Genomic DNA, 13973 nt, shown 5'->3' with positions numbered 1-13973 from the left:
TGTCCCTTTGTCACATCGTGCGGTATCGACCGATTGCGCGGTACTTTTCGTAGCGGAGGTTTGTGAGGGTCGCGTCGTCGAGCTGCCCAAGCGTATCGAAGGCATCAAATGCCGAGGACATGACGGCACCGGCGATCTCCTCATGCGACAGGCCCTTATCGTCAACAATGCCGTCGATGATGCCGAGCGCCAGCAGATCGGGGGCCGTGAGCTTAAGCGCCTCGGCGGCCTCATCCGCACGCTCGGTATCCTTCCACAGGATCGACGCACAGGCCTCGGGGCTCACGACTGAATAGGCCGAGCTCGAGAGCATCAGGATGCGGTCGGCCACGGACAGCGCCAGCGCGCCACCAGAGCCGCCCTCGCCTGTCACCACCGAGACAATCGGTGTCTTAAGGCCGCTCATCTCCATGAGATTCTGAGCAATCGCCTCGCCCTGGCCGCGCTCCTCGGCACCGATGCCGCAAAACGCGCCCGAAGTATCGACCAGGCACAGAACCGGTCGACCAAACTTTTCGGCCTGGCGCATAAGGCGACGCGCTTTGCGGTAGCCCTCGGGATGTGCCATGCCAAAGTTGCGACGCATGCGCTCTTTGGTCGTGGTGCCGCGCTCGATGGCGATGACCGTTACGGGGCGCCCGTCTTTCCAGCCAATGCCAGCCACCACAGCGGCGTCGTCGCCAAAGTAGCGGTCGCCGTGCAGCTCCACAAATCCATCCAGGCCCAGCGAGATCATCTCGCCTGCCGTGGCGCGATCTGCCGAGCGGGTCTGTTTGACAATCTCGAGCGCGGTTTTTGGTGCGGCCGAGCGCTTGAACAAGTGTCCCAACTTTTTGCCGCGGCGACCCGTATGCACAATCTCGTGCGGTGCCCCCAGGCCGGGCACGTGCCCTTCGTGCAGCGCCAGCAGCTCGCCCACCGTGAGCGCAATCTCGCCACGCGGAACGACGGCATCGCAAAAGCCGTGCTCCAGCAAAAACTCGGAGCGCTGGAATCCCTTGGGCAGGCGCTTGTGCATGTTCTGCTCGATCACGCGCGGGCCGGCAAATGCCGTCAGGGCATCGGGCTCGGCCAGGATAATATCGCCCTCCATGGCAAAGCTCGCGGTTACGCCGCCGGTCGTGGGGTCGGTGAGCACCGTGATATACAGGCCGCCCGCCTCACTGTGGCGCCTAACCGCCGCAGAAATCTTGGCCATCTGCATAAGCGATGTCACGCCCTCTTGCATGCGTGCACCGCCCGAAACGGTAAAGCCGACAACTGGCAATCCCAGCTCGGTCGCATGCTCAAATGTGCGACAGATCTTCTCGCCCACCACGGAACCCATCGAGCCCATCATAAAGTTGGCGTCCATAAAGAAGAGCGCCGTATCGCAACCGCAGATTTTGCCCTTGCCGCACACAACGGCATCGCGCTCGCCCGAACGCTCGCTCACGCTCTTGAGCTTGTCGGCATAGCTGGGAAACGAGAGGAAATCCTCCGACGCCAGATTGGCATCCCATTCCTCAAACGTGCCCTCGTCGACCGTCATGCGCATGCGCGCGCGACCGCTCACGCGAAAGTGTTTGCCGCAACGAGGGCAGACCTCGAGGTTGTCGTGCAGGCGTGCCTCATCGATCACGCGGCGGCACTCCGGACACTTGATAAACACGTGGCGCGCGGGAAACTCGGCGCACGACTCGGTCATCGGCCCCTCGAGGACGTTGACCGTCTTCGCTTTTCTATTCATCAGCATAGAGATGCCCCATCAGATCGGTGTGGTACATGCCCGACAAGAACTCATCGTTTGCCAGCACGTCGAGCTGCAGTTCGCTGTTTTCGCTCACGCCCTCAATCACGAGCTCGCCCAGGGCCGAGCGCATCTTGCGAATGGCGCCGTCACGCGTGGGCGCACACACGATGAGCTTGCCGAGCATGGAGTCGTAGTACGGCGGAACTTCCGCACCGGTAAACATGGCGGAATCCCAGCGCACGCGCGGACCACCCGGCACACGCAACGCGGTGACCGTTCCGCATGACGGCAGAAAGTCCGGCGTTTCGGCATTGATGCGGCACTCCATGGCGTGGTTGCGGACCGGCATGTCCTCCTGCTCAAAGGGCAGAGGCTGGCCGGCTGCCACGCGCAGCTGCCACTTGACCAAGTCGGTATCGGTCACAAACTCTGTAACCGGATGCTCCACCTGCAAGCGCGTGTTCATTTCCATAAAGTAGTAATTGCCGTCGTCCGAATACAGGAACTCGATGGTACCGGCTCCTTCGTAGCCGACGGCACGAGCCAAGTCACGCGCTGCCTTGTGCATGCGAGCACGAATGTCGTCGTGTCCGTCGAGGCACGGCGCGGGGCTCTCCTCGATCAGCTTTTGGTTGCGACGCTGCACCGAGCACTCGCGCTCGCCGAGCGAAAACACATGGCCCTGCTTATCGGCCATAATCTGTACCTCAACGTGATGAGCCGGCGCGACGAACTTCTCCATGTAGCACTCGCCGTCGCCAAAAACGGCCTCGCCCTCGGCACGCGCCTCGATGAACGCCTTTGCCGCATCTTCCACGCGCTCGACCTTGCGAATGCCGCGACCGCCACCGCCGGCGCGCGCCTTAATAAGCACGGGGCAGCCAATGCGCTCGGCCTCGGCCGTTGCCTCCTCGGGACTTTTGAGCAAATCGCAGCCCGGCACGATGGGCACGCCCGCCGCGGCGGCCGTTCGACGCGCGGCGTCCTTGTCGCCCATGCTGTCGATCACCTCGGCCGAAGGACCGACAAACGCCAGGCCATACTTGTCGCAGTCGCGCACGAAGCTCGCCTTCTCGGAAAAGAAACCGTAGCCAGGATGAATTGCCTTTGCCCCCGACTTCACGGCACAGGTGAGCACGGCATCGTCGTTGAGGTAGCTCTCGGCAAGACGCGGGCCGCCGATGCAATACGCCTCGTCGGCAAGCTGCACGTGCAGCGCGTCCGCATCGGCCGTGGAATAAACGGCGACGGTCTTGATGCCCATATCGCGGCACGCGCGGATAACACGGACCGCGACTTCACCGCGGTTGGCGATGAGCACTTTGTCGAACATGAAGCCTTCCTTAACTTTCATGCATGAGTGCAAAAGACATATCGGCGCGGCAGCAAACCTCACCGTTGACGCTCGCAGTACCCGTCGCAAAGCGGAACGGCCCGCGCGCACGCGTGATGGAGCACACCAGATCCACCGTGTCGCCCGGGCGCACCGGACGCTTAAAGCGCACCTTATCGAGGCTCGTATAGAACGGCGTCGCGCCGCGCGCCTCCTCATCGCCCATCAGCAGCACGCAACAGTTTTGGGCGAGCATCTCGCACTGAATCACGCCGGGGACTACCGGGTTTCCCGGAAAATGCCCCTGCAAAAAGTACTCGTCACCCGTAATCGTGATCTTGCCGTGGGCCTCGTCGCCCACCAGCTCGGCCTCGTCGAGCAAAAGCATCGGTTCGCGATGCGGTAACAGCTTCTTGAGCTCTTCTTTGTTCATGGACATCACCTATCCGATCCTCATAAGGCAACTGCCGAACTCCACGAGGTCGCCGTCGGCCACGCAGATCTCGAGCACCTCGCCGTCTGCCTCGGCCGTCACCTCGTTGAGAACCTTCATGGCCTCGATGATGCAGAGGGTCTCACCGGCCTTGACCTTGGAGCCCACGTGCACAAACGGCTCGTCGCCCGGCGCCGGGGCAGCATAGAACACGCCGACCATGGGAGCGGTCACCTCGATGCCCTTGGGCTCCGGTGCGGCGGCAGGCGTCTGCGCGGCGGGCTCCGGTGCGGCGGCAGGCATGGCGACAGGAGCCACCGCCGGAGCAGTCACGGCACCCGGCATAGGCATGGGCACGGCAACCGGCTGTGCGGCGCTCGCGCGCTCGAGTTCGACCGCGGTGCCATCGGGCTCCTCAACGCGTACGCGCGTGAGGCCGCGGTCCTCCATAACATCGGCTATCTCGGCAAGTCTTTTGGAATCCATGCTCTAGCTCCTCGTATATCTACGCAGCGCGATGGCGGCGTTGTGCCCGCCAAAGCCCAGGTTGGTCGAAAGCGCCCAGGTAAGGTCGGCGCGAACCGCGCGATTGGGCGTGTAGTCAAGATCGCAGGCGGGATCGGGCGTGTGGTAGTTAATGGTCGGCGGCACCACGCCCTGCTCGAGCGCCATGGCGCAGGCCATGACCTCGATGGCGCCCGTGGCACCGATCATGTGGCCGGTCATCGACTTAGTCGACGAGACATGCGCGGCGCGCGCCGCGTCCTCGCCGAGCGCCCGCTTAATGCCCGCCGTCTCGGACGAATCGTTGAGTTTGGTCGAGGTGCCGTGGGCATTGATGTAGAGGCCCTCGGAGGGCTTGACGTCGCCCTCGGCAACCGCCAGCGATATCGCACGGGCAATGCCGGCAGCCTCGGGATCGGGGCTCGTGATGTGGTAGGCGTCATCGGTGTTGCCGTAGCCCACGACCTCGGCATAAATGTGCGCACCGCGCGCCTGCGCATGTTCCATGCTCTCGAGTACCAGCACGCAGGCGCCCTCGCCCATCACAAAGCCATCGCGGTCTGCATCGAACGGACGGCAAGCCGTCGCGGGATCAGGGTTGGTGGTCAATGCGCGGCAGGACGTAAAGCCCGCAACGGCATCGGGGATAATTGCGGCCTCGGCACCGCCGGCGAGAATCGCATCGGCATAGCCGTGCTTGATGGCGCGGAACGCCTCGCCCACCGCATGGGCCGAGGTCGCGCACGCGGTCACCACGGGCAGGGTCGGGCCCTTTGCCTTGTGGCGAATCGCGATATTGCCCGATGCCATGTTGGGGATCATCATCGCGATCATATAGGGCGATGCACGGCGGGGCCCCCGGTCGGCGATCGTATGGACGTTGTCGACGAGCGTCTGCATGCCGCCCACGCCCGAGCCCACGTAGACGCCCAGGCGCTCTCGATCGATGGCGCCTTCGACATCGAAGCCTGCATCGTGCATGGCCTCGTCCGAAGCCGCCAGTGCAAACTGAACGCAGGGGTCCAGGTGCTTGGCGTCACGCTTGCCAAAGTACTCGTTACCGTCAAAACCCTTGACCTCGGCCGCCACCTTGACGGTAAACGCATCGGTATCGAAGTGCGTGATCGGGCCGATGCCGCACGTGCCGGCGCACATGGCCGCCCAGGTGGCAAGCGCGGTGTTGCCGAGCGGCGATACGGCACCGATGCCGGTGATTGCAACTCTCTGTTCCATCATGGTCTCCTCATCCAAGCCGTTCTTCGGCCCTGGTTTCTACATCGCCATTCCGCCGTCGACGCGCACGACCTCGCCCGTAATGTAGGCAGCCGCATCGCTCGCCAAAAAGCGCACCACGCCGGCCACTTCCTCGGGGCGCGCCATACGCTTAAGGGGAATCTGCTCCTCGGTTGCCGCACGCACCTTCTCCGAGAGCTTTGCCGTCATATCGGTCTCGACAAACCCGGGAGCGACCGCGTTCACTCGTACGCCGCGGGGCGCAAGCTCGCGCGCCACCGCCTTGGTCAGACCAATGACGCCCGCCTTGGAGGCAGCGTAGTTGGCTTGCCCGGCATTGCCCATCAGGCCCACGACAGAGCTCATGTTGATGACGCAACCGCCGCGCTGGCGCATAAAGGTCTTGGTGAGCGCACGCGTCGTGTTGAACGTGCCCTTGAGATTGACATCGAGCACGCGATCGAAGGCGTCATCGCCCATGCGCATAAGCAGGCCATCGCAGGTGATGCCGGCGTTGTTGACGAGCGCCCAAATGGAGCCAAAGTCGTTGAGGACCGCTTCCACGCACGCGTTGACGGCAGCGGGGTCGGCCACGTCACATTGATATGAGCGCGCCGTGGCGCCAGCCGCCTCGCAGGCGTCGCACGTCTCGCGCGCCGCATCGACGCTGCCGGCATAGACGACGGCGATATCGTAGCCATCCTCCGCCAGACCGATAGCGCAGGCGCGGCCGATACCCCGCGAGCCGCCCGTGACCAGTGCCACGTGACGTGAGTCGTTGCGCTCGAGCGCGCCATTGTTCAAGTTGCCCATGTCATTCCTTTCGGGTTACAGCCCTGTGGACTATGCGAGCTCGTCGGCAATAGCTGCGACCTGCTCGGCCGTCTCGCACAAATACACACGAACGTCGCTCAACGTACGCTTGACCAGGCCGGACAGCGTTTTGCCGGGGCCGACCTCAATAAATGTGTCGATGCCTTGATCCTGCAGAGCATGCAGCGTATCGACCCAGCGCACGGCATGGCTCACCTGATTGGCCAAGACATCCGATGCCGCTCGCGGGTCCGCCGGATAGGGCGCCGCCGTCATGTTTGCCATGACCGGAATCAGCAGCGGAGACGGCGCGTGGCCGGCTTGGATATACGTCGCCAGCCCCTCTGTCGCCTCGGCCATATAGGGGCTATGAAATGCACCCGACACCGCGACCTTCATGGCGCGGCCGCCAGCCTCTTTTACTAGGACGTCGAGGGTCTGCAGCGCATCGGGCGCTCCGGCCACAACCGTCTGCTGGGGACTGTTGTAGTTGACCGGCCAGCAGTCCTCGCCGGCCTGCGCAGCCAGGTTCTCGACTTGCGCAGCATCAAGTTTGATGACGGCGCGCATGCCGCCGGGGTGACGCTCGGCCGCCGTGGCCATCAATGCCGCGCGCTCACACACAAGCTCAAAACCCGCTCGCGTATCGAATGCCCCCGCAAAGGTGAGTGCAGCGACCTCGCCCAGCGAGAATCCCGCACAGGCGGCAGGCACCACGCCGCGCTCGCGCAGGGCGACGGCGACAGCCAAGTCGTGCACGAACACGCAAGGCTGCGTGTTCTCGGTCTGCGAGAGCTCCTCCTTGGAGGCGCTCCGGCACTGCTCGCTGGTCCCCGGGCGCACCTCGTCGGCGATCGCGAACACCTCGGCAGCCGCCGGCGATGCCTCGACCAGGTCGACGCCCATCGCGGGGTGTTGGGCACCCTGGCCGGCAAACAGAAACGCTACGCTACCCATGCGGACGCACCCTTCAGGACGCGCTCGGCGCCATCGACCAGATCGTCAACGATTTCGCGTGCGCTCTGACGCTCGTTGACCATGCCGGCAATCTGTCCACACAAAAACGAACCCTCTTCGTAGTTGCCGTCCTTGGCGGCCTTACGCAGCGCACCGGTTCCCATAGTACCGAGCTCCTCGGCACTCGCGCCGGAACCCTCGCTCTTGGCATAGGCGTTGGTGAAGGGGCTCTTGAGGGCGCGCACTGGATGTCCCGTCGAGCGACCGGTCGCACGCGTCGAAGTGTCGTTGGCCTTCAGGACCATCTCTTTGTACTGCTCCGAGACGGTGCACTCGTCTGCGACCAGAAAGTGCGTACCCACCTGGACGCCGGCAGCGCCCAGCATAAAGGCGGCCGCCACGCCGCGGCCGTCGGCAATACCGCCGGCAGCCACGACGGGAATGTCGACCGCATCGACGACCTGCGGTACCAGTGCCATCGTCGAGGTCTCGCCAATATGGCCGCCCGATTCGGTGCCCTCGGCAACAACCGCCGTGGCTCCACGACGCGCCACGAGACGGGCGAGCGCCACCGAAGCCACAACGGGGATGACCTTGATGCCCGCATCGTTCCAAGCTTTCATGTACTTGGTGGGATTACCGGCACCCGTCACGACGACCGGCACTCGCTCGTCAATCACGACCTGTGCAACCTCGTCGGCAAACGGGCTCATGAGCATGACGTTGACGCCAAAGGGCTTATCCGTCTTGGCGCGCAGCTCATGAATCTGGTCGCGAAGCCAGTTGGCGTCGGCGTTCATGGCCGCGATGATGCCTAAGCCACCCGCCTCGGACACTGCGGACGCCAGCGAGGCATCGGCAATCCAGGCCATACCGCCCTGGAACACAGGCTTTTCGATGCCGAGCAGATCGCAGAGAGGAGTCTTGAGCATCTCTACTTCTCCAATGCCGCCTCGACCGTATCGGCGAACTCGCCGACCGTCTTGGGGTTCTCCTCGGTATCGAGCTGGATGCCAAACTCGTCCTCGACGGCAACGAGGATCTCGACGGTGCCCAGGCTGTCGAGACCAATCTCCTCGAGCGTGGACTCGGGCTTCATCTCGACATCGTCAAGACCGGCGGTCTCGCGGATAACGTCGCAAACGCGCTCGAAGGTCTTCTGATCTGCCATGGGAGTTCTCCTTTGTTTGTGCCCTAGGGGCGTTTTTATTTCCTATGTGCGACTACTTCCAACGAAGCAGATAGCCACCTATATCCAGACCGGCGCCAAATCCAACCAAGGCGATGGTGTCGCCCGTGTGAAGTGCACCGGCGTTTGCCAGCCGGTCGAGGGCAAGCGGAATGCATGCGCTCGAAATGTTGCCGGTCTCGCGCAACGTGCGAACCACACGCTCGTCTGGCACGCCGAGGCGCTTGACCGCCTGACTCAGGATTCGTTCGTTAGCCTGATGGAATACGAAATGATCGATGTCTTCGACCGAAATGCCCGCATCGCTCGCAAGCTTATGGACCGTGTTGCAGATGGCGTTGACGCCGAACTTGAACACGCGGCGGCCATTCATGGACAGCACGCTCTCACTATCTACGGAGGCCTTAAACGGCGAGGCGCCGACCAGACCGGGAACGCGCAACGTCTCGACATCGGGTGCGGTCGAAAGCTCAACGGCAAGGGGATTCTCTCCCCCGGCCTCCATGACTGCAGCGCCCGCGCCATCGCCAAAGAGCACGCACGTGGCACGGTCGGTCCAATCGAGCGCGCGCGTCATCTGCTCGGCGGCAACGACCAGCACGTGCTTGGCGCGACCGCGGGCGATATAGCCCTCGGCGACATCGAGCGCAAATACGAAGCCGGCACAAGCCGCCGAAACGTCGAAGGCAGGACATGTGGCACCCAGGCGCTCACCAACGGCGCACGCTTCGGCGGGAACGAGATGATCGCCCGTCGTCGTCGAGCAGACGATAAGATCCAGCTGGCTCGCATCGATTCCGGACGTCTGCAGCGCTTGCTCGCTTGCTGCCACGGCAAGGTCGTCGAGTGACTCGGTGGTGCAGACGTGGCGGCTCTTGATACCGGTGCGGGTAAAAATCCACTCATCCGAGGTATCCAGGAACTCGGACAGTTCGTCGTTGGAAACGCTGCGCTCGGGAAGTGCCGAACCTGTTCCAAGAATCGTGAAACCCATCACTAACCTCCTTTGAGTTGTTGACGTGTTTACATCGACCAAGAGAGGATAACGCATTTCAGTCTTTGTTGACGTGTTAACATTAAATTGTCCAAATGCGACAAAGGCTTCACATTGTGTCCATCTCTCGACACCATTGCGTCATTCACTTATTCAATAAGGAGGTAGCAGCCGCTATGGATGCCCAATTAACGATTGTCGACGTAACCGGATCGACCAACGATGACCTGCTCGAAGCAGGAAAACAGGGAGCGCCGCACGGCACAGGACTTGCCGCCCGGGCTCAGACAGCAGGACGCGGTCGGCGCGGGCACAAGTGGGACTCAACCGCCGGCAACCTATTGCTTTCGATTGTCCTGCGTCCATGCGTTAATCCCGCAAAGTACTCTGGTCTTGCCGCCGTCAGCGGCCTAGCGGTGCTCGAGGCACTCGAAATACAGGGTCTTGCAAACGAGATTGGCCTCAAATGGCCCAACGACCTGGTCGCGCGTGGACGCAAACTCGGCGGCATTCTGGTCGAGGCCGCACGCGATAACGAAGGCAACCCCTTTGCGGTCTGTGGCATCGGTGTTAACGTGAACTATGTGCCCGCGGAGGTTCCCGATGGCGGCCTGCCAGCAATCGGCCTGTCAGACCTCAACAAGAACGTTCCCGCCGTCGACATGCTCCTCGATGAGGTCTATCACGCAGTTATAGACGCTGTAGATGCCTGGGCAGAGCGCCTCAACGCCAAGGAAGAAGACGCCGGTCCGCTCGCGCCCGTCCACGACGAATATATCGCTCACCTCAATTGGATCGGGGAGCACGTTATCGCCCGCTCCCCCGCTGAGGACGAGCTGGCGCGTGGCATATTTAGAACGGTCGACGATTGCGGCCGCGCGTGCATCGAAACGGAAGACGGCTTTCGATCCTTCCATTTTGAGGAGGCATCGCTGCGCCCCTTGAGCGAATAGGGCGCCGCAACCACCTACTCGGCAGCATTACCCCGCAGTCCAAACCATCATTCAAAACAAAAGGGCCTCGCTGCCGTTACGGCAGCGAGGCCCTTTAAGCTATGAGCGATATCGCTTAGAGCTTGATGTCGATGTCGACGCCAGCGGGGAGGTCGAGACGCATGAGCGAATCAACGGTGCCCGAGGTGGGGTCGAGGATGTCGATGAGGCGCTTGTGGGTGCGCATCTCGAACTGCTCACGGGAGTCCTTGTTCACGTGCGGCGAGCGGATAACCGTGTACAGGTTGCGCTCGGTGGGCAGGGGGACAGGACCGGAAACGCGAGCGCCGGTCTTCTGAGCGGTCTCGACGATGAGCTTCGCGGACTGATCGACGACCTCGTGATCATAGCCCTTGAGGCGAATGCGGATCTTCTGGGTAGCCAACTTAAACCTCCAAAGAGTGCGAGAGATGTTCTCGCGGATTACGTAACAGGGAGCTCGAACTTAGGCGTTCTTGCTCATGACCTCGTCCACGATGGACTTGGGCGCGGGCTCATAAGAGTCGAACTGCATCGTGTAGGATGCACGGCCCTGGGTCTGGGAGCGAAGGTCGGTAGCGTAACCGAACATCTCGCCCAGCGGCACCTTGGCACGGATGAGCTTGCTGTTCTTGCGATCCTCCATGCCCTCGATCTTGCCGCGGCGACCGGAGAGGTTGCCCATAACGTCGCCCATGTACTGCTCGGGGGTCTCGACCTCGACAGCCATGATCGGCTCGAGCAGCTGCGGATCGGACTTCTTGAGGGCGTCCTTGATAGCCATGGAACCGGCGATCTTGAAGGCGGCCTCGGAAGAGTCGACCTCGTGGTAAGAACCGTCGAACAGGGTGACCTTAACGTCGAGGACCGGGAAGCCGGCGATAACACCGGTGTTCAGGGCCTCCTGGATGCCCTTGTCGATGGACGGGATGTACTCCTTGGGCACGACGCCGCCGACGATAGCGTTGACGAACTCGTAGCCGAAGCCCTCCTCCATCTTCTCGAGCTTGATGACGGCGTGGCCGTACTGACCGCGACCGCCGGACTGACGGACGAACTTGCCCTCAGCCTTCTCGACGTCGTGACCAGCGGTCTCGCGGTAGGCAACCTGGGGCTTACCGACGTTAGCGTCAACCTTGAACTCGCGGAGCAGGCGGTCGACGATGATCTCGAGGTGCAGCTCGCCCATGCCGGCGATGATGGTCTGACCGGTCTCGTGGTTGGTGGACACCTGGAAGGTCGGGTCCTCCTCGGCGAGCTTGGTCAGAGCAAGGGACATCTTGTCCTGCTCGGCCTTGGTCTTGGGCTCGATGGCAACGTCGATAACGGGCTTAGCGAACTCGATCTTCTCGAGGACGATCTCCTTGCCTTCGGCGCACAGGGTGTCACCGGTGGTGGAGTTCTTGAAGCCGACGCAAGCGACGATGTCGCCGGCGGCAGCGTCGTCACGGTCGATACGCTCTGCGGCGTTCATCTCGAGGATGCGGCCGAGGCGCTCGCGCTGACCGTTGGAAGCGTTGACCACGTAGGAGCCGGACTCGGCGCGGCCGGAGTAAACGCGGACATAGGTGAGCTTACCGACGAACGGGTCGGTCATGATCTTGAAGACCAGGCCGGAGAAGGGCTCGTCGAAGGAAGGATGACGCTGGATCTCCTCGCCGGTGTCCGGATCGGTACCGGTGACGGCCTCGACGTCGAGCGGGCTGGGCAGGTAGTCGACAACAGCGTCGAGCAGTTCCTGAACGCCCTTGTTCTTGTAGGCGGAGCCCACGAAGACGAGGTTGAGCTCGTTGGCCAGAACGCCCTTGCGCAGAGCAGCCTTGAGCTCCTCGACGGTGAAGTCCTCCTCCATGAGGATCTTCTCCATGAGCTCGTCGTCAAAGCTGGCAGCAGCGTCGAGGAGCTCCTCGCGCTTGGTGGCAGCGATGTCGGCAAACTCAGCCGGGATCTCGTCCATCGGCTCGGGGTAGGTCATGCCCTTGTCGTCGGCCTTGAAGTCCCAAGCAGTCATGGTGACGAGGTCGATGACACCCCAGAAGTTGTCCTCGGCGCCCATCGGGACCTGAGCGGCCACGGCGTTGGCGTCGAGACGATCCTTCATGGTCTCGATAGCGTTGAAGAAGTCAGCGCCCACGCGGTCATACTTGTTGATGAAGGCGATGCGGGGGACGTTGAAGGTAGAAGCCTGACGCCAAACGGTCTCAGACTGGGGCTGAACGCCGGCAACGGCGTCGAAAACGGCGACAGCGCCATCGAGGACGCGCAGGCAGCGCTCGACCTCGGCGGTGAAGTCAACGTGGCCCGGGGTGTCGATGATCTGGATGCGGTAGTCGGTACCGTCCTTCTTCCAGAAGCACGTGGTAGCAGCGGAGGTAATGGTTACGCCGCGCTCCTGCTCCTGAACCATCCAGTCCATGGTGGCAGCGCCCTCATGGACCTCACCGATCTTGTGGGTCTTACCGGTGTAGTAAAGAATACGCTCGGTCGTGGTGGTCTTACCGGCATCGATGTGGGCCATGATGCCGATGTTACGGGTATCGGAAAGCTTGTACTTAGGCTTAGCCATGTTAGTTCCTTACCTTAACTTACCAACGATAGTGAGAGAACGCGCGGTTGGCCTCGGCCATCTTGAAGACGTCCTCACGCTTCTTGACGGAAGCGCCCAGGCCGTTGGAAGCGTCGAGGATCTCGTTGGCGAGACGCTCGGCCATGGTCTTCTCCTTGCGAGCGCGGGAGAAGTTGACGATCCAGCGGATACCCAGAGCGGTGGAACGACGGGAGTTGACCTCCATCGGGACCTGATAGGTAGCGCCACCGACACGCTTGGGCTTAACCTCGAGCGTGGGCTTGACGTTGTCCATAGCCTTCTTGAAGGTAGCGAGAGCGTCGCCACCCTCGGACTTCTCGGCAACGATCTCGAAAGCGGTGTAAACGATGCGCTCAGCGGTGGCCTTCTTGCCGTCAAGAAGGACCTTGTTGATGAGCTGAGTCACCAGGCGGTTGTTGTAAACGGCGTCAGGCTGAACCTCACGACGATTAGCTGCTGCACGACGCGGCATGTGAAATCTCCTTAAGTGTCTACCGTGCGGCGCTTAGGCGGCACACGGCGAAAGTATCAAAACGTTATCTGGCTTATTTAGCCTTGGGGCGCTTAGCACCGTACTTGGAACGGGCCTGCATACGGTTCTGGACCGGAGCAGCGTCGTAGGCGCCACGGATGACGTGATAACGGACACCAGGGAGGTCACGGACACGACCGCCGCGGACGAGCACGATGGAGTGCTCCTGCAGGTTGTGGCCCTCACCCGGGATGTAAGCAGTAACTTCGATGCCGTTGACAAGGCGAACACGGGCAACCTTACGAAGAGCCGAGTTCGGCTTCTTGGGGCTCGTGGTGAAGACGCGGGTGCACACGCCGCGCTTCTGGGAGTTGTGCTGCAGGGCAGCGTTCTTGGACTTCTTGGGCACGGAACGACGGCCCTGGCGAACCAGCTGGTTAATAGTAGGCAAAGCGTACTCCTTCTCGAATGATTCCAGCTTTCTGTAAAGTGCAACGGCTTGAATCGAGGGGTCAGCATCCCCCTACGAAACACGCAGTTCGATAGGATACGTGGCGTTAGCTGTGTCGTCAACAGACCACGCCGCCGGGCGTATCCTAAAATACCCACATTTCCGCAAAGCCTACACAGACGATATGAGCAGGACATAAAAACATTGAGAGCCCCTGCTGCATGAAAGACCGCGGATTAGGCCGACAATGGTGAGTGTCTAATTCAGCCGCGGCGGCCACGCCGCATTCATGGAAGGGGCTCCC

15 protein-coding genes are annotated in these 13973 nt (G+C 62.0%); 1 reads left to right on the top strand and 14 read right to left on the bottom strand.

Features of this window, described 5'->3' with window-relative positions; genetic code table 11:
- Positions 1-10 precede the first annotated feature (10 nt).
- From accD to AAAX75_RS09540, 10 genes are read right to left on the bottom strand one after another with little or no spacing between them, the layout of a single operon-like run.
- Complete coding sequence (gene accD, locus AAAX75_RS09585; RefSeq protein ID WP_349092002.1) at positions 11-1735, bottom strand: acetyl-CoA carboxylase, carboxyltransferase subunit beta; 1725 nt, start codon at positions 1733-1735, stop codon at positions 11-13.
- Positions 1722-3065, bottom strand: a complete 1344-nt coding sequence (locus AAAX75_RS09580; protein ID WP_349092001.1) for an acetyl-CoA carboxylase biotin carboxylase subunit — start codon at positions 3063-3065, stop codon at positions 1722-1724. The genes accD and AAAX75_RS09580 overlap by 14 nt, the downstream gene beginning before the upstream one ends.
- A gap of 10 nt (positions 3066-3075) precedes the next feature.
- Positions 3076-3498: a 3-hydroxyacyl-ACP dehydratase FabZ gene (gene fabZ / locus AAAX75_RS09575; protein ID WP_099432064.1), complete on the bottom strand. Its 423-nt coding sequence runs from the start codon at positions 3496-3498 to the stop codon at positions 3076-3078.
- A gap of 9 nt (positions 3499-3507) precedes the next feature.
- Positions 3508-3984, bottom strand: coding sequence for an acetyl-CoA carboxylase biotin carboxyl carrier protein (gene accB, locus AAAX75_RS09570; protein WP_227789745.1), 477 nt, complete (start codon positions 3982-3984; stop codon positions 3508-3510).
- A gap of 3 nt (positions 3985-3987) precedes the next feature.
- Positions 3988-5235 (bottom strand): beta-ketoacyl-ACP synthase II, encoded by a 1248-nt coding sequence (fabF, locus tag AAAX75_RS09565; protein ID WP_349091999.1) that lies wholly within the window; start codon positions 5233-5235, stop codon positions 3988-3990.
- Positions 5236-5274: 39 nt separating this feature from the next.
- On the bottom strand, positions 5275-6048 hold the full coding sequence (gene fabG, locus AAAX75_RS09560) for a 3-oxoacyl-[acyl-carrier-protein] reductase (RefSeq protein WP_349091997.1): 774 nt from the start codon (positions 6046-6048) through the stop codon (positions 5275-5277).
- A gap of 30 nt (positions 6049-6078) precedes the next feature.
- Positions 6079-7005: an ACP S-malonyltransferase gene (locus tag AAAX75_RS09555; protein ID WP_349091995.1), complete on the bottom strand. Its 927-nt coding sequence runs from the start codon at positions 7003-7005 to the stop codon at positions 6079-6081.
- Positions 6993-7937 carry an enoyl-[acyl-carrier-protein] reductase FabK gene (gene fabK / locus AAAX75_RS09550; RefSeq protein ID WP_349091994.1) on the bottom strand — a complete coding sequence of 315 codons (945 nt, stop codon included), beginning with the start codon at positions 7935-7937 and terminating at the stop codon, positions 6993-6995. The genes AAAX75_RS09555 and fabK overlap by 13 nt, the downstream gene beginning before the upstream one ends.
- A gap of 2 nt (positions 7938-7939) precedes the next feature.
- A complete protein-coding gene (locus tag AAAX75_RS09545) occupies positions 7940-8176 on the bottom strand; it encodes an acyl carrier protein (protein WP_006235019.1) in 237 nt (78 codons plus the stop codon).
- A 52-nt stretch (positions 8177-8228) separates the two neighbouring features.
- Positions 8229-9188 carry a beta-ketoacyl-ACP synthase III gene (locus AAAX75_RS09540; protein ID WP_349091993.1) on the bottom strand — a complete coding sequence of 320 codons (960 nt, stop codon included), beginning with the start codon at positions 9186-9188 and terminating at the stop codon, positions 8229-8231.
- Between the two features lie 176 nt (positions 9189-9364).
- Here AAAX75_RS09540 and AAAX75_RS09535 point away from each other — a divergent pair, with 176 nt between their 5' ends.
- Positions 9365-10141, top strand: a complete 777-nt coding sequence (locus AAAX75_RS09535) for a biotin--[acetyl-CoA-carboxylase] ligase (RefSeq protein ID WP_349091992.1) — start codon at positions 9365-9367, stop codon at positions 10139-10141.
- 115 nt (positions 10142-10256) lie between these two features.
- Here AAAX75_RS09535 and rpsJ read toward each other — a convergent pair whose 3' ends face one another.
- From rpsJ to rpsL, 4 genes are all read right to left on the bottom strand, one after another.
- Positions 10257-10565, bottom strand: coding sequence for a 30S ribosomal protein S10 (rpsJ, locus tag AAAX75_RS09530; RefSeq protein WP_022094184.1), 309 nt, complete (start codon positions 10563-10565; stop codon positions 10257-10259).
- Positions 10566-10625: 60 nt separating this feature from the next.
- Positions 10626-12725 (bottom strand): elongation factor G, encoded by a 2100-nt coding sequence (fusA, locus tag AAAX75_RS09525; RefSeq protein ID WP_316367013.1) that lies wholly within the window; start codon positions 12723-12725, stop codon positions 10626-10628.
- Between the two features lie 19 nt (positions 12726-12744).
- Positions 12745-13218 (bottom strand): 30S ribosomal protein S7, encoded by a 474-nt coding sequence (rpsG, locus tag AAAX75_RS09520; protein ID WP_006235013.1) that lies wholly within the window; start codon positions 13216-13218, stop codon positions 12745-12747.
- A 73-nt stretch (positions 13219-13291) separates the two neighbouring features.
- Positions 13292-13669, bottom strand: coding sequence for a 30S ribosomal protein S12 (gene rpsL / locus AAAX75_RS09515; RefSeq protein ID WP_006235012.1), 378 nt, complete (start codon positions 13667-13669; stop codon positions 13292-13294).
- Between the last annotated feature and the right edge of the window lie 304 nt (positions 13670-13973).

Origin of the sequence: Collinsella sp. CLA-ER-H7 (assembly GCF_040092345.1) — a bacterium.
Lineage (GTDB): Bacteria > Actinomycetota > Coriobacteriia > Coriobacteriales > Coriobacteriaceae > Collinsella.
Note: the sequence above shows the minus strand (reverse complement) of the source record. Positions and strands in the feature narration are given on the sequence as shown.

Excerpts from the sequence above, each read along its gene's own strand:
- fabG (WP_349091997.1), bottom strand. The coding sequence starts at position 6,048 with ATGGGCAACTTGAACAATGGCGCGCTCGAGCGCAACGACTCACGTCAC.
- AAAX75_RS09545 (WP_006235019.1), bottom strand. The coding sequence starts at position 8,176 with ATGGCAGATCAGAAGACCTTCGAGCGCGTTTGCGACGTTATCCGCGAG.
- accD (WP_349092002.1), bottom strand. The coding sequence starts at position 1,735 with ATGCTGATGAATAGAAAAGCGAAGACGGTCAACGTCCTCGAGGGGCCG.
- AAAX75_RS09540 (WP_349091993.1), bottom strand. The coding sequence starts at position 9,188 with ATGGGTTTCACGATTCTTGGAACAGGTTCGGCACTTCCCGAGCGCAGC.
- AAAX75_RS09535 (WP_349091992.1), top strand. The coding sequence starts at position 9,365 with ATGGATGCCCAATTAACGATTGTCGACGTAACCGGATCGACCAACGAT.
- fabF (WP_349091999.1), bottom strand. The coding sequence starts at position 5,235 with ATGGAACAGAGAGTTGCAATCACCGGCATCGGTGCCGTATCGCCGCTC.
- fabZ (WP_099432064.1), bottom strand. The coding sequence starts at position 3,498 with ATGAACAAAGAAGAGCTCAAGAAGCTGTTACCGCATCGCGAACCGATG.
- accB (WP_227789745.1), bottom strand. The coding sequence starts at position 3,984 with ATGGATTCCAAAAGACTTGCCGAGATAGCCGATGTTATGGAGGACCGC.
- AAAX75_RS09580 (WP_349092001.1), bottom strand. The coding sequence starts at position 3,065 with ATGTTCGACAAAGTGCTCATCGCCAACCGCGGTGAAGTCGCGGTCCGT.
- fusA (WP_316367013.1), bottom strand. The coding sequence starts at position 12,725 with ATGGCTAAGCCTAAGTACAAGCTTTCCGATACCCGTAACATCGGCATC.
- fabK (WP_349091994.1), bottom strand. The coding sequence starts at position 7,937 with ATGCTCAAGACTCCTCTCTGCGATCTGCTCGGCATCGAAAAGCCTGTG.
- rpsG (WP_006235013.1), bottom strand. The coding sequence starts at position 13,218 with ATGCCGCGTCGTGCAGCAGCTAATCGTCGTGAGGTTCAGCCTGACGCC.
- AAAX75_RS09555 (WP_349091995.1), bottom strand. The coding sequence starts at position 7,005 with ATGGGTAGCGTAGCGTTTCTGTTTGCCGGCCAGGGTGCCCAACACCCC.